The 15,835-nt window shown below is 71.2% G+C and carries 7 protein-coding genes; 3 read left to right on the top strand and 4 right to left on the bottom strand.

Features of this window, described 5'->3' with window-relative positions:
- Positions 1-21 precede the first annotated feature (21 nt).
- From AB0M46_RS00385 to AB0M46_RS00370, 4 genes are all read right to left on the bottom strand, one after another.
- Positions 22-10,404, bottom strand: a complete 10,383-nt coding sequence (locus AB0M46_RS00385; RefSeq protein ID WP_363331992.1) for a UvrD-helicase domain-containing protein — start codon at positions 10,402-10,404, stop codon at positions 22-24.
- An 80-nt stretch (positions 10,405-10,484) separates the two neighbouring features.
- Positions 10,485-10,742, bottom strand: a complete 258-nt coding sequence (locus AB0M46_RS00380; RefSeq protein WP_363331991.1) for a hypothetical protein — start codon at positions 10,740-10,742, stop codon at positions 10,485-10,487.
- Between the two features lie 314 nt (positions 10,743-11,056).
- Positions 11,057-11,689: a hypothetical protein gene (locus tag AB0M46_RS00375; protein WP_363331990.1), complete on the bottom strand. Its 633-nt coding sequence runs from the start codon at positions 11,687-11,689 to the stop codon at positions 11,057-11,059.
- A 176-nt stretch (positions 11,690-11,865) separates the two neighbouring features.
- On the bottom strand, positions 11,866-12,963 hold the full coding sequence (locus AB0M46_RS00370) for a bifunctional lytic transglycosylase/C40 family peptidase (protein WP_363331989.1): 1,098 nt from the start codon (positions 12,961-12,963) through the stop codon (positions 11,866-11,868).
- Between the two features lie 347 nt (positions 12,964-13,310).
- Between AB0M46_RS00370 and AB0M46_RS00365 the strand changes: the two genes are divergently transcribed.
- The 3 genes from AB0M46_RS00365 to AB0M46_RS00355 are packed head-to-tail and all read left to right on the top strand — an operon-like array spanning position 13,311 to position 15,830.
- Positions 13,311-13,628, top strand: a complete 318-nt coding sequence (locus AB0M46_RS00365) for a hypothetical protein (RefSeq protein WP_363331987.1) — start codon at positions 13,311-13,313, stop codon at positions 13,626-13,628.
- Positions 13,629-13,631: 3 nt separating this feature from the next.
- Positions 13,632-14,369 carry a hypothetical protein gene (locus AB0M46_RS00360; protein ID WP_363331986.1) on the top strand — a complete coding sequence of 246 codons (738 nt, stop codon included), beginning with the start codon at positions 13,632-13,634 and terminating at the stop codon, positions 14,367-14,369.
- A 33-nt stretch (positions 14,370-14,402) separates the two neighbouring features.
- Entirely contained in the window at positions 14,403-15,830 is a 1,428-nt protein-coding gene (locus tag AB0M46_RS00355; protein ID WP_363331985.1) for a hypothetical protein, read from the top strand.
- Positions 15,831-15,835 lie beyond the last annotated feature (5 nt).

The following is a 15,835-nucleotide window of genomic DNA, read 5'->3' as shown; positions in this document are numbered from 1 at the left end:
GCTGCTTCGGCTCGATGCAGGTCACCGGGTGGCGCTGGTGTGGTAGTCGCTGTTGGCGTCAGCATGGTGGCGAGCAGGGGTAGCGGCCGGCCGGCCGGCCCCGGGGGCGTGCGGTACGGCCGTGTCGAGTTTGGCGAGTTGGGAGGCGGTGTAGTGCGGCTGCGTGGCGCCGTCTTCCGGTCGGTGCTCGACTGCTGCGTCCGACCCGTCGCCCGGTCCGTGGTCCGGCTGCCGCGCGTTGGCGATTGCCGCGTCGATGTCATCCCAGGAGATGCCGTACGGGCGTTGTGCAGTTCGTCCGGGGCGATAGTCGGGGTCGATGAGTCGTCCCTGGTGAGCGAGTCGCTCGGCGGCGTCGAAGTCGGCTGACGTGAATGCTGTGAGCGCGTCGGCAGCGGCCTGTCCGGCCGCGTGATGGCGGTCCGCGCGGAGTTGTTCTCTATCCGCGTCTGAGCGTTCGAGCACGTCTGGGTTGGCGTCGATGATGGCGCTGACTGCGGTCCAGACGGTGGCGAGGCTGTGCTGCTCCACGAGATCCCGGAGGTGGCCTTCGCTGACGTACCGGGCGGTTGAGGAGGCTCCGGTGTGCAGCGGCCCGAGGGCGTAGAAGCCGGCGTGGTCGTCGACGGCGATGCGGATCGTCGCCTGCTCGACCGCCGTGAAGTGGCTCAGGGCCTTCGGGGCCAGCATGCCGGTTCCGGCGGCGGTGGGTGTCACCGTGTCGCTCGGCTGCTCGCCGGGGGGTGGCTCGGTACGCTGCCGCGGTGCTGTGTCGCCAGTGGCGGGCGTCGGGCTCGTCGGCGTCGCCGCTGCGACCAGGATCGCTCGTTGGGTGCGGTCGGTGATGGCGGTGCCGTCGGTGAGGTAGGTCCGGCCGTCCAGGCCGATTCGGTCGACGGTGACGGTGCGGTCTCGGTGCTGGATCTGGTCGCCGGGGTTGAGGTGTGCCAGCCATACTCGAGAGCCGACCTTGTCGGCGTTGCTCCTGGGCGGGCGCTGGTCGAGGTCGACGGCGCGCAGCAGCGCCTTCGCGGCGTCGACGTGGTCGGCGGTGACGCCTCGGATGGTGGTGCCGGTCGTCGTCCGGTTGCGTGGGATGGTCTTCGTCGCGCCGCTGGTGGTGATGTCGGCCAGGTCGGCGCGGATCGCGGCCTGATGCACGGCATCCAGCGCGGTGAATTGCGCCGCGGACAGCGCACCGTACAGGCTGACGCGGGCCTGGTCGCGGTGCAGGGACGGGACGCCCGCCGCCGCGATGGCGTCCTGCTGGGCCGTGGTGTGCTCGGCTCCCCCGCCGAACCACCGACGGGTAAGCAGCAGGGCCGTGGACTGTTCCCGAGGGCTGCCGGCCGCGGCCACCGTTTCGAGGTCGGCGCGCAGGGCAGTCTGGACGGTCGCTGGCAGTGTGTCGAGCTCGGCTGTCGGGAATTGGAGATAGGCGCCGAACCGGTGCGCGGCGGTGCTGTAGCCGGTGCCGGCTTTGGCGACTTCGCTTGCCACGTACAGTTGCGTGGGCGTCAGACCGCCCTCGCCGGAAGGCACCCCAGCCGGTTCGGCTGCCGGCGGTTCGCCGGCTGCGCCCGCTGTTGCCGCCGGACTGGCTTGGCGCTCCCGGTCGCTGTCCGCCGGGCGCTCAACCGTGCCTGTCCCCGGTTCGGCCCGCTGTACCGGGACCTGCGGCTCCCCATGCGGCGCTGGTAGGTCGGCGTGGCGTGGCCGGGGTGCTGCGGTCGGATCTGCCGATTGTGCCGTTGTCGGACCTCGTTCGGCGGTCGCCGCGCGCAGTGGGGCTGGTCCGGCGTGCTGGGTTTCCGGTTCGTTGATCCAGGCGAGGGAGCCGAGTTCCAGTTGACGGCGGGCTCGGGTGACGGTGACGTAGGCGAGGCGGAGTTGCTCGGCGTTGGGTAGGACGGTCTTGCCGGTCTGCTGGTTGGTTTGGGGTTGTGGGAAGTCGCTGGCGATGCGGACGCGGTCCCATTCGCGGCCTTTAGCTTTGTGGGCGGTGGACACGATGACGTCGTACGCGGGATGGCCGTCCGGCCCGGTCTCGTTTTCGTTGATGAGGTCGCGGACCATCTGCAGGAGCGGGTCGGCGCCGCGCCGGTCGACGAGGGTGACGAACGCGCGGAGCGAGACGGCGTCGGTCTCCGCGTCGTCGACGTAGGCGCGGACGTCGTTCCAGGACGTGAAGCGGGCCAGTTCCGGGTGGTTGGTGGGTCGGCCGGCCTGGAGGTCCTGGGCGGCCTTGGCGATGTCTTCGATGGCTTTGCCGCCGCCGACCAGGGCGACGCGCCGGCCGGCGTCGAAGGCGTCGGCCACTGCGGCGACCGCGCCCGCGTTGGTGCGGGCGAGGACCGCGTCCGGGAGCTCGACGTCGCCGATGCTGCTGTCCAGGGCCGGGTTGCCGCTCAGCCGCCACCGGGAGCCGAGCAAGGTCAGGAACTGGTTGCCGACCTCGGCGACGGCCGGGCCGAACCGCCACGACTGCGTGAGGGGCAGTTCGGTGTCGGCGGGCCAGTCGTGCAGGGCGTCGATGGCGCCGCGGAAGCCGTAGATGGCCTGGTTGGAGTCGCCGACCACGATGGTCTGCGCGGGCTGGTCCTGGATGAGCTTGCGCAGGACCGGGTTGATGTCCTGCGCTTCATCGAAGAAGATCACGTCGTAGGGCATGACCGGGTGGTTCAACGCCCACGCTTTGAGGTAGTCGTCGTGGTCGAAGAACAGCTTGCCGGTGGGGTGGGTGAGGTCGGCCCATGCGGTGCGGGCGTGATCGAGCACGACGCGGGCGAGGTCGGGTTGATCGATCGCGAGGTCGCCGGGGAGATGCCGGCCGGTGATGATGTCGGCGTCGCTCTGCCGGAACTCGTGGACGGTGGCGATGACCAGGCGGGCCACCCGGTCGGCGTCCGTCATGCCGCTGCCGTCGGCGTGGACGTGCGGCTCGATGTTCAGGTGCGCGGCCCATTCCTCCGGCCAGCGGGCGCCGGCGCGGATCCGCTTGTCCCGCAGGGGCCCGGTGCCGAGCGCCTCCCTGGCGAACGAGTGGGCGGTGGCGGCCCGGACGTGGCGTGGGAACTTCGCCGCGGCTTCGGCCGCAATGGGGGCGTTGAACGCGATGTAGGCGATCCGGGCGTCTGGTCGGGCGTTGGCGAGCATGAGCAGCGTCGAGGTTTTGCCGGTTCCGGCGAGGGCTTGCACCGCGACGGCGTGCCCGGCCTGGAACGCTTCGATGATGCGTTCTTGCTGCGGGGTGGGGGTCATCGTTGTGGGCGTGGCCCGGGTGTGGCCGTCGGCGCGGTCTTGCGCCGCCAGCCAGCGGCGGATGTCGCCGAGTGCGGCGTTGCGGTCGTCGGGCCGGCCGTTGTAGTGCCATTCGCGGTTCGCCGAATTCCAGCGGAAGCGGTGCTGTTTCAGCAGCCCGCGAAGTCCGTCCTCGCGACGGCCGCCGCTGGTGCCTCGGACGACGGGTTTCGGGTCGTCGGTCACCTGGATCCGCTCCGCCCAGGACGGCGGCGTTGCAGCGATGTCGGCTGCCGCGGTGGCCAGTTCGGTGGCAGGTGCCGCCACGTCGATGGCCGGGGCTGGTGCGGCGTTCTGTGGAGGCGTCGCTGCTGCGGTGCCGGGGCCGGGTTCGGCCGCCGCCGGCTGACCGCTGCTGCCGGACTGCGTCGTCACGGCGCGGGTGCTGTCGGCCCGCGGTGCGCTGAGCGGCTGCGGCGTGCCGGTGGCCTCTGGGTCAGAGGCTGGCGGACCCGGCGGGACGGGCCGGGCGGGTGGGACGTCGGACCGTGTCGGCGTTGCCGGCGTCCGGGCGGCTGCCTGGTGTGGCAGTGCGGCCTGTTGACGAGGTGCGCGGGGTCCCGGCAGGTCCGCGTCGCCGGCCTGGACCGGCGTCCAGTGCAGGTCGCGTTCGATGATGGTCAGGCCACGGTTGATCGCCTCCAGTTCGGGCAGGCTGACGTAGCCCCACTCCGCGTCGGCCGGATCGCCGAGGTTGATGTAGCCGAAGCCTTCACCGGTGCCGGGGTCGTATTCGGCGAGCCACACGTCGGTCGAGCCGCCGAAGTAGTGCACGTGCAGCACGGTCTGCTCGGGCGGCATGCCGTCGGTGCCGTACAGCCGGGGTAGTGCCGCGGCGACCTCGGCCGGCGGGTAGAAGGGATGGCCGCGTCGCCGTCGGTGCAGCTCCGGCAGGCCCGCCTCGGCTGCCGCCGGCTGGCCCGTCGGTGCCTGCACGCCGTCGGGGCTGGCACCGGCGCTGGCGCGGCCAGTGTGGCTCGTGTCGTCGGTGTGCCGGCCCTGTTCGGTTGCCGCCACTGGGGACAGATCTGCCGGGGGCGTCTGGCCGGGTGCGACGGCCGCACTGCCGGTACCGGGCGTGGGCGCGGAGCTGTGCTCGGATGGTGCTGGACGGTCGGCGCCGGGCGAGCGGCGGGCGTCAGCTGTGTCGGGTCCGCGCAGGCTGCGGCCGTCGTCCGTTGTGTCGCTGGCGTCGTCGATCGGCGCGGCGGGGCTGTCGGAGACGGCAGCGTCGACGATGCGGAGTTTGCGGTGCAGGGCGGCGAGCTTGGCGGCGTGCTGTTCGAGGTCGCCCTGCTGGGGGAATGGCTTGCCGATCCGGTCGGTGGCACGGCCGATGTTGGTTTGGAGCCGGTCGATGGTTGCCTGTTGCCGCGCGCGGAGGTCGTCGGCGGCGGTGAGCTTGTTCTCCAACTGCCGGATGAGTCCGATGCGGTCCTGCCCTTCGCTGGCGGCGAGGGCGTCGAGGTGGTGCTGGGTCAGTTCGATGGTGCTGTCGGCGACCCCGGCGAGGCTGAGCAGTGCGCGATGGCCGAGCAGGTCGGGCTCGATGTCGGCGTGTACTTCGATGCCGCCGAGCACGCCGAGGTCGAGGCGGCTGCGTCCGTAGACGGTGTGCACGCTGCGGTGCAGGCGCTCCACCAGTGCGGTGCCGGCAGCGGAGCGGCTGTCGAACGTGGCACCGTCGAGGGTCATCGTGAACTGTTCGCCGCGGGTGTCGGTCCGTCGGGCGAGGACGTCGTCGAGGTCGGTGACGGCCCGGTGCAGCTCGGTGATGCTGCGCTGGTTCTGCTCGACGGTGGCCTTGAGGGTGACCTGTTCGTCGGCCCAGATCCGCTGTTCGAGGCGGAGCGCGCCGACGGTCTCTTCGATGCGGTGCAGTTCCAGCAGTTCGGGCCGGCCGGCCGCGACGGCGAACATGACCGCCGGGTCGATCTGGCCGTCGCCGTCGCCGTCCTGGGCGTCGATGATGCGGGTGGTGTCGTTCGGGTCGAGCATCTGTTTGGTGAAGCGGGCCTTGTCGTCGACCTTCTGCCACAGGAACGGATCGTACGAGTTTTCGGTGACGACGAACACGTGGTGGATGGCCGGGTTGGCGTTGCCTTGGCGCTGGCCGCGGCCGAGGCTCTGCACGACGGGGCTGAGTTTCCAGGTCGGGTCGAGCTGCAGCACGGTGATGACGCGGCGTTGGATGTTGCGTCCGGTGCCGAGCCCGGCTCGGCTGCCGACCAGGACCGCGATCTTGCCGTCGCGGGCGTCCTGGTCGAGCTGGTCTTTCTGCCGCCGGCTGGTGGCGTCCTGCGCGAAACGGATCGCGTCGGCGGGCATCCCGCGGGCGACGAGGGCGTCGCGGAGCCCGTCGTAGACGTTCCACCGTCCGTCGCGCGGGACGCCGAGGTCGCAGAACACGAGCTGCAGGGAGCCGGTGATCGGGTCGGGGGTTCCGTCGGGGCGGGTGTAGACGTCGTCGCGGTGCCGCTGCCAGGTGTCGATGAGCCAGTCCGCGGCGGCGTCCAGTTTCTGCGGTGCGTCGGTGTGCTCGCCAATGAGCCGCAGGTCCAGCGACGCGGTCCGCCCGTCGGTGGAGATCCACAAAATGTTGTCGTCGCGGAGCACGCCCCCGGTGGTCAGCCGCTGGTCCGGGTGACCGCCGGTGACCGCCTTGGCGCGTGCCGCGAGGGAGACGAGGTGCCCGTGCAGTTCGGACGAGGCTGGCACGGACAGGATCTCCGGTCTGCCGCCGATGATCACCGGCTCGCCGAGGTCAAGGTGTTCCTTGAGTTTGACGTCGGCCCACGAGTACATCAGCTGCTTCTGCTCCGGCAGGTTGACGAAGCGGGTGTGCCGGGTGCGTGAGGTGAACCCGGAGCCGTCCGGGCGCATCTCGACCCTTCGGCGCGGTTGGATGAACGCGGCGTGGTACTGGTCGTCGTCGACGATGCCCATCTCAGCGAGGAGTTCCGGCGCGGCGTACTTCGTCATCGTCAAGATTTCCGACGGACTGTTGTCGATCGGGGTCGCAGTGGCGAGGGTGACCACCCGCGGGCTGATGGTGCGCAGGTACTCCAGCTTCATGTCCAGGTCCGCGGTGATCTGGTTGCCGCGGTGGGCCAGCTCGTTAATCGCCGAGATCACCCGGAGGTTCTTGTAGGTGTGCGCTTCGTCGACGAAAAGGTAGCCGATGCCGGTGCGCTCGAACTCCACACCCGGGTCGCTGGGAGTGGCGAGCTGCTCCTTAATCTGTTCCTGCAGCGTCTGGATCTGCTTCTCGACGTCTTTGACGGAGAACCGGTCCGCGTCGACCGCGTTCTCCAGGTGGCTCTTGAGCCGATCGAGCTGCTTGTTGAGGTAGGCGACCTTGTTGGCGCGGGAGACCGGGATCTTCTTGAACGCGCCGTGGCTGATGATGATCGCGTCCCAGGTGCCGGTGGAGCAGCGTGCGACGAACTGGCGGCGCTTGTCGCCTTCGAGGTCTTCGGTGTCCGCGGCGAGCACCTTGGCCCGCGGATACGCCTGGAGGAACTCGCGGCGGAACTGGCCGAGCACACCTTTGGGCACGACGTACGCCGGTTTGCTGACCAGTCCGAGCCGGACCAGTTCCATGCCGCCGACGATCATCTCCAGGGTCTTGCCGGCCCCGGTGCCGTGGAACAGCCCGACCCCGCGCGAGTTTCTGATCCGGGCGACGGCGGCCATCTGGTGCGGGCGCAGCGTGAACGCGGCGGACATGCCTGGAGCGGTGATGTGTTCGCCGTCGTAGGTTCGCACGACTCTCGCGTTGAACCGGTCGTTGTAGGTGCGGGCCAGCTCGGCGGAGCGGTCGGGGTCTTCCCACAGCCAGGCCCGGAACCTGCCGTCGAGCTGCTCGGCTTTCGCCTGAGCCATCGCGGTCGCTTCGGCGTCGCGGACGGTGCGTTTGTCCGTGCCGGTGCCGATCGTCTTGGTGATCTCGATGCTCTGGCTGTTGAGCAGGTTCGCGGCGAGGTCGGTCGCGGTCCGGCTGCGGGTGCCCCACACGGTGGTCGCCAGGACGCCGGTCTTGGCGGCGCCGCTGACCGACCAAGCGGCACCGACGTTGGAGACGGTCACCCCGGAGTCGTCGAGGATTTCGCGCAGGAACTGCTGGACGTAGCTGGCGGCGATCCACGGCGAGCCCAGCCGGGCGCTGATCTCGGCCGGCGTGAGGTCCCGCGGGAGCACCTGCCGCAGTGCTGCGACGTTGCCGGCGAACCGCGCATCGGTCTGGGTCGCCTGCTGCGCGGCGGTGTACTTGGCGCGGACGTTGCCCGACAGGTACTCGGCTTTGCGGATCAGCGCACCGGACTGCGGGTCTTCGAACACCAGCCCGTCCAGCGCAGTCCGGGCTGCCGCCTCGGAGTCCAGGCCGAGCAGGGACGCGACGACGTCGAGCCGGACCTCGTTGTGCCGGTCCCAACACACCACGACGGCGTCATCAGCGGACTGGACCCGCTCGACCGGGATCGGCACCGTGATGACCCGCTGCCGGAACACCTCCGCCTTCTCCGCGGTCCCGGTGTCGTCGTCGAACTTCTCCAACGCCGCGACATATGGGAAGAACGGGTCATAGCGGAACCCGCCCATCCGCGGGTAGGTCCGCCGTTCCGTCTCGACGAGCTCGCCGGTGTCCTTGTCCACCTTCGTGCTGGTAGAGGACTGGAACCGGTTGATGGCGCCGAACGCGGCAGCGTAGGCGTTGTACTGCTGGTTCAGGTCGGCTCGCAGCCGTCGGGTGAGCGGGGTGTCGGCGCGGTGGGCGGCTTCCTCGTCGAGCAGGCCGAGGATCGTTTCCCGCAGGCCGATCAGGGCGCGCAATTCGGCGACCTGGGTCCGCGGCGGTTCGTGGCGGGCCCGCCGGCCGTCGCGGACCTGCCAGAACCGCCCGTCGCCGGCGTCGACGAACAGTCCCTCCTGGTCCGGGGTGGGACCGCGGAGCACCACCGCCGCAGCCACCGGTTCAGCTGCGGCGATCTGCTGGAAGGCACCCTCCAGCGCGGCGGCGACGTCGGTGGTGTCCGGCTCGACGACGACCGTCGGGCGGGCACGTCCGGTGCCGGTGAGCTGCCGCCCGAGCACGAGCTCCGGCCGGTCGAGGAAGTAGCCGTTGATGTCGAACGTCTCGGCCTGCCCGCCGTCGTTCGCGGCGGGTAGCTCGACGGACCGCACGGCCGTCCAGCCTGGCCCTGATGGCGGCTGGCCGGCCTCGCGACGCCGGAACACCAGCAGGTCGGTGACGACGTCGGTGCCGGCCGCGGCCTGGTGCGCGCCGCTGGGCAGCCGGACCGCACCGACCAGGTCTGCGAGGGCCGCCATCTGGTGGCGGGCATCGTGGTGCGCGTCGTCGCGGCCGTCCATCGTGTATCGGGAGGTGATCAGCGCGACGAGCCCACCGGGCCGGGTGACGGCCAGGGCCTTGAGGATGAAGTGGTTGTGGATGCTGTGGCGGCGCCGTGGATTGTGCGTCGGGTCGTGCAGTTTGTGGCTGCCGAACGGCACGTTGCCGATCACGAGATCCAGCCCGGCGTCCGGCAGCTGCGTGTCGGCGAACGACTCGGCGCGGATGTCGGCGTGCGGGAACCGGGCCTGGGCGATCCGTGCGGTGAGCGGGTCGAGCTCCACGCCCAGCAGCCGGGTTCCGGCGGGGGCGCCGGCGAGGAAGTTGCCGCTGCCGCAGCCGGGCTCCAGGACCGAGCCGCCGTCGAAGCCGAGGGTGCCGACCGCGGCCCACACGACCGCCGCGAGGCGCGGGTCGGTGTAGTGGGCGTTGAGTGTCGTGGCCCGAGCAGCCCGGTACGCGTCATCACCGAGTAGCTGCTGCAGCTCTGCGCGTTCGGCGGCGAACCGCCCGGCTTCCCGGGTGCGTTCGTCGAACAGGCCCGGCGTGGCGCCCCAGCCGGACCACCGGGCCAGCACGGCCTGCTCCTCGTTCGTTGCTGGGCGCTGCTCGGCCTCGATGCCGTGCAGCAGGACTCGCAGGGCGTCCAGATTGGCCCGCACTCGCGCCGTTTCACCCGACGGCGGCAACACCACGTCGGCATCGGCACCGCCATTCACGCTGCTCTTCTCGGGGATGACCGCGCCGACATCGGCATCGTCTTCGACGGCCGGCGCGACCGCCGCAGCGGCACCCTGTGCGGCAGGAGCAAGCCCGGTCGGTGCGGCCGACGGCCGGGACGGCAAGTCGACGGGCAGCATGTCATCCGACGCCGCGAGCGGAGCCGGCACCGCGGGTTCGGCAGCTGCCGATTCGGGCTGCGGCGGCCGGTCGATGACCGTGAAGTGGGCGCCGGCCACCGGCACGGCCACCGTCACCACCCGGTCTCGGTTGGCGCGGCCATCCGGAGCGGCGACCTGCACTGCCACCTGCGCGACGGCGCTGCGCTGCGTGCCGTGGCTCGGCGTCCACCACCGGTCATACGTGCCGGCCACGGTGGCCTCGGCACCATCGACCAGGCCGGTGATCGTGCCGTGGGCGCCTCGGCGTACCGCCCGCAACTGGGTCGGCCCGTCGGCGGTGGGGCTGCTCCAGCGGCCTTCCGTGACCGCCTGATCAACCAGGGGCTGCCGGAGCAGCGGGTCGACCCGGCCACGCCATACGCCGTCGCCGAACAGGTAGGTGGCGACCGACTCGACGTCGGAGAACTCGCGGCGGACGCCGGGGATCGTCCACCGGGTCCGGCCCTGCGCATCGAGGTCTTCGTGCAGGCGCTGGCCGGCCTCGGCAAGGGCGGCGGTGACCTGGTCGATGACCGGCATCTGCCGCCACGGTGCCGCGGTTCCGGCCGGCGCATCAGGCGGTGGCGCCACCACCGTGATGTCCGCGCCCGGGGAGACGGCGACGGCGATGCCGTCCAGCGCTTCGGGACTGATGGCAACGGTCACGACCAGGCAAGGCTCCGGCGTCCAACCCTCGTACCCGGCGACCGCGTGATGGGTCGCGACGACGTAGCCGGCCACCCGGGCGTCACGGCCGTCGGGCAGCAGCCCGGCCACGATGCCGTACGTGCCATAGGCGATGTCGGCGGCCGGGACAGTCCCCAGCGCAACCCCTGCTGCGGTAGTGCGCTGCAGCAGGGGTTGGAGCAACTCCTCGAACAGCGGATCGCGCGTCGAGCCGCTAGCCGGTACTGCGGCTGTGCCGTCGGCGGCCGGGTGGGCTGGCGGAGCTACCCGACGGTCAGCAGCATCCCGCGCAGCACCTGGCCCTCGGCCTCGAACCGGGCCGTATTCAGCCGCTGCACCCGGGTCAGGTATGGCTCGCCGGTCGGCGTCGGTCCGGCCAGCGTCCGGGCCAGTTCCTCGATCGCCGCCTCCAGCTCCTCGCCCATCGTCGTGAAGAACTGCTCCGGGTCGTCCAGATCCCGGACGCGGGCCGGCATCGTCCGCTGCCAGTGATCCTTCGCCTGCTGACCGTACCGGTTCACGCTGTGCTCCCTCGTCTGCTCGCGGCTCGCCGGCAGATGGCGCATCTGCCGGTGCTTCATGGTCCGGTGCCTCGCGTGCGGGTTCCAGTTCCGGCTGCGGCGCGTGTGTGCCAGGCAGACCGAAGGTGAAATCGAACGCAAGCTGGTCAGGGCTTGGTTCACGGCGACGCCGAGCCATCTGCTGTCCTCCTATTCTGCTACGGATGAGCGCCGATCGGGGGGCGCCGCGGGGTGGGGTCTGTCGTGGCGACGCGGTGGCCGACCGGCCACTGCTCGGGCGACGGGCATCGCCGGGCGGTGGCGGTGGCCGCGGTTCAACGGCGCGTTACAGGCTTCGCGGCAGCCGGATCGCGTGGGCCGTACTGAGCCCGATCCGGACGACCGACCGGTGCGTCCGGCGCATTGGTCGCTGCCCCGGGGGCCTCGCTCTGCCGGGCCAGCCCTGCGGCGGTGACCGGGACGCCGCCGGGCGCGATCACAGCCCGGTTCGCCGTCAGCAGCACCGCGTGGAACCATGGCTCGGCCGGTTGGCCGTCAAGCTGGATACCGTGGATCTGTGCGACGGTGCGACCTGTGCGTACCGACTGGTCCGTGGAGATGTCCAGGCCCGCTGCGTACGCCCCAGCGATCGTCGCCTCGACCCGGGCCGTGTTCCACACGGTCTCGGCCAGCGCTCGCCACGGCTCAAGCGAGGCAGGAGTGACCTCGCTGGCATAGTGCAGCGCATATTCATCGAACTCAGGCACGGCGGCGAGCACCCGATCGGCACGACCGATCACCTCGCTGGCCGCCCGCTTGATCGGGGAGGTGAGCGCCCAACCCCTGCCGTCGGCCCTGGCTTGCTTCGCGGCTTCACCGATCCGCTGAGCGGTGTCGACGTACGCCGCGCGGTAGAACGAGCAATAGGCGCGGTCCCATATCGTTTCCGCCACCACGACGTCGGCCACGCTCGCGCGGGCGCTGAACCAGCTCTCCCGAGCAACGCGGACCAGGTCCGCGGGCAGCTCAGCGTCGGCCGCAGACGGTTGCGGGGAGTGACCCGGTGATACCATGGTTGCGTCCTTTCTGGACGGTGGACACGAGGTCGCGGCCCGCAGGCGCGCCCGCCGGAGCGTCGTCGTCGTCAGTGGGTAAGCGGACGGCGGATTGCCGCGACCGGCTTGAAGTTCGCAACCGGTGTGATCTTGACGACGTCGCCGGTGTGTGGTGCCTGGACCAGGTACTGGCGGTCGTCGCCGCCGCGGCCGATGTACATGCCCACGTGTCCAGGCCGCTGCATCGAGCCGTTGGATCCGGGGATGAGGATCAGGTCGCCGGGCTGCATGACGTCAAGCCCGGCCACGGCGACCCCGGTGTGTACCTGGTCGCTGGTCACGCGGGGGATGCGCACGCCCGCATGCGCCCACGCCTGCATCATCAGACCGGAGCAGTCGTAGCTGTCCGGTCCTTCAGCACCGAACACATAGGGTTTGCCGAGCTGGGCGAGCGCGAAGGACACGGCGGCGGCTTGCTGCGCGTCGGACGGCAGGGTGTAGCCGGGCGGGATGCCGCCACCGTCGCCGGGCAGTCCGTCGCCGCCGGTGTCGACGGCGTATTTCGGCAGGCGGCTGCGGATCTGCTGCGGATAGTCGTGCGCCAGGCCGGAGTCGGGCACGCCGCCAGCGGCGAGGATGCCGCTTCGGCCGGCGAAGTAGGCGGCCCATGCCAGGTCGATCGGGTCACCGACGAGGCGACCGTTGGCGACGTTGGTTTCGGCCCAGGCGACCAGGTCGCACATGAGGTGGCCTTGGGCGAGGATCGCGTCACCCGGGTCGTACGGCGAGCTGGTGCCGTTGTGGTTGTAGTCGTAGCCCCACGTCTGCCAGGTGGCGTCGGTGAACTGGGCGATGCCTTTCGCCGGTACCTCGCCGCTGTCGGTGGAGGCGTTGGGGTTCCAGCTCGACTCCAGGTCGAGCTGGGCGGCGATGTCCGCGGGTCCGATCGGCGGGCACAGCGCTCCGGCCGCCCGCACATACCCGAGGTACTGCGCCGGCACCGGCGCGTCGGGCCGCAGCTGGTTGCCGCCGCCGTCATCCGTCTGGGCGGCGGCCTGGGTTGAGCCGGCCGAGGCCGCCAGCACGAACCCGCCGCAGCAGCAGCCGCCGAGAACGAGCAGGACGATCAGGCCGGCGATGACCACCCACCGCGTTGCGGTCCCGGCCGGTTGCTCCTGCGCACTCACTGTCCGGCACCCCGCATGCTGCCGGGTGCCCGGTCGCGGCGCTCGCCGCCGCGGCCCGCGCGGGCCCAACCATGCCCCGTGGCGGACCCACCTCCGGTGCCAGTAGGGCCCCGGTCCGCTACACGCCGGTGCGGCATTCGGATCGGCGATCGTGATGTGACGGGCATGGCAGCTCCTCGACGTCGGTGACTGCTCCACCGAACCCGTCAACGGTGGGTGGTGGCGCTACCCGTAGCGCCCGTAGCGCCCGCATCACCCTGTGCGTCAACGCTTTCGTCCACACCGTCGGCTGATCGTCCAGGTCACGGCCCACCACCGAGGTGGGTCACCTGGACGAAGGAGCACGCGTGCTCACACATCTGGCAGACGTCGCGTTGAACGTGCTGGCCGCCCCCGACCCCACCGGCGGCCCGGCGGTCGACCTGGACCCCACCTCGCAGCCGATCCCCGGACTCGGGGTGCTGGTGACGAAGCTCCTCGGCTGGGCCAAGTGGGCGCTGATCGTGGCCGGCATTCTCGGCATGTTCATCTGCGCCGGAATGATGATCATGGGCCGTCGCAACCGCAGCTCCACCGCGGTCGACGGCGCCACCGGCATCCCGTGGGTGCTGGGCGGTCTGACGCTCGGCGCGGTCGCCGCCACGATCGTCGGGGCGGTGCTGTAGGCGATGACCGACGACATCACCCTGGCAGCCAGACGGCGCACCCGCGCCCTGGTCGCCGCGGTGGCGGCCGTTGCGCTGATCGTGGTCACCGTCGCCGGCGTGCTCGTCGCGACGGTAGGGCGCCGGGGCAACCCGGCGCCCGCGCCACCATCGACCACCGCCGACACCACCACTCCCGCAGAGCCACAACCGGGGCCGACGTCACCGGCGGCCCTGCAGTGGGTCACCGTCGCCGGAGCGCACCTGCCCGCCGGCGCGGACGGGCCACGGGACACCAGCGGCGGGCGTGCCCGTGGCTTCACCCACACGCCGATGGGCGCGGTCTTTGCCGCCGCCCACATCACCGTGCGGCTGTCGCCGCAGGCCGGCCCGGCGGTGTTCGAGCCCACCTGCCGTGAACAGGTCGTCGGCCCGGACGCCAACCGGCTGCTCGCGGCCGTGGATGAGGAGTACCAGCAGCTGCGGGCGCAGTTCGGTGCCGCGCCCGGCGAGCCGGCCGGTCAGCTGTACTCGACCGTCACCGGTTTCCGGATCGGGGCCGCCACGGCCGACGGTGTCGAGGTCGGGTTGCTCATCGACGGGCCGAGCCAGTCCGGCCCAACGCGGGTCGCGCTCACCGTCCAGATGCGGTGGGTCGGCGGCGACTGGGCGCTGCAGGCGCCCAGCGGCGGCGACTGGACCACCGTGGCGGTCCTGGTGCAGGGCACCGCCGGATACACCGGCTTCCCGGCGGGGGGCTGATCGCCCGTGTGCGCCCCGTGGGACACCAACTGCATGGCCAACGCCGTCGCGACGGCGGTCGCCGACACCTTCTTCGGCCGCCTCGAACAGATGATGATCACCGCGGCGTTGTGGGGCATCGACATCTGCGCCACCTGGTGGGTGAAGGTGCCGTCGCTTGGCCTCTACGCCGACCCGCAGCACATCACCGCCTCGTCGACGCCCATCGACGCGGTCACGCATCTGCGGGCGCTCATCATGCCGATCACCGCGGCGGTCGCCGTCGGCGGCATCCTGTGGCAGGCCATCGTGATGGTGCTGAGCCGCAAACCGGCCCCGCTGGTGAACGTGCTGCGGGGACTGTGGAACACGGCGTTGTGGGCGGCCGTCGGGATCTTCGGCACCCAGCTGCTGGTGACCGGATGCGACCAGTTCAGCAACGCCGTGCTGGATGCTGCGCTGCAGTCGGTCGGCAACCCCAGCCTCGGCAAACGGCTCGGCGCCATCGCTGTCCCCGCTTCCGGCGGCGGCTTTCCCGAAGTCGTGGTGATTCTGGCCGCCACCGTCGCGTTGCTGGCCTCGTTCACCCAGGCGCTGCTGATGCTGTTTCGCGACGGCTCGGTCATCGTCCTTGCCGCGCTCACACCACTGGCCGCGGCAGGCAGTTTCACCAACGTCACCAACGGCTGGAAGAACAAGCTGCTGGCCTGGCAGCTCGCGCTGATCTTCTACAAACCCATGGCGTCGATGGTGTACGCCACCGCGATCTACGTCACCGGTGAGAACGACTCGACGGATCCGCGGATCCTGTTCGTGGGCCTGGCCATGATGGTCATCGCCTTGGTCGCGCTGCCCGCGCTGATGAAGTTCTTCAACTGGACGATCGGCTCGCTGCAGAGCAGCAACGGCGGGTTCGGCATGTTCGCCACGGCCGGAGCGGCCGGCATGCACGCCGCCTCGTCGGTGCTGGGTGGCTTCGACGCCGGCATGCACGCCCGCTACCTCGCCGATGCGTTCGACCCGCCCGGCGGCCCCAGCGGCGCCGACCCGGGGTCTGGTCCGTCCGGTCCGGGCCGCGGTCCCGACGACCGTAACCCACCCAGTCCCGGCCCCGGTCCGACATCCGGACCTGGTCCCGGTTCGGGCGGTGCACCAGGTCCGGGCGGGGGGCTCAAACCGCCGGCGTTCGTCGGTGAAGCCGGCGGCGGGAAGGTCGCCAACATCACCTCGGCCGGGGAGGCGCCGGGTGCCGCGGCATCCACCACGGCAGCCGCTCCCACGGCGGCAGCGGCCGGTGCCACGAGTAGCGCGGCAACGACCGGTGCTGCCACCGGTGCGGCGACGGGTGCTGCTGCCGCAGCCGGACCGGCCGGGCTGGCCGTGGCGGGCGCCACCGAAGTGGTCAGCACCGCCACCCAGACCGCCGCAGCTGCCGCTCGGGCAGCGGCCAATGCCCTCGACGACCCGACGAAGGAGACGTGAGCATC

It is taken from the genome of Dactylosporangium sp. NPDC051485 (assembly GCF_040682015.1).
Taxonomy (GTDB): Bacteria; Actinomycetota; Actinomycetes; order Mycobacteriales; family Micromonosporaceae; genus Dactylosporangium.
Note: the sequence above shows the minus strand (reverse complement) of the source record. Positions and strands in the feature narration are given on the sequence as shown.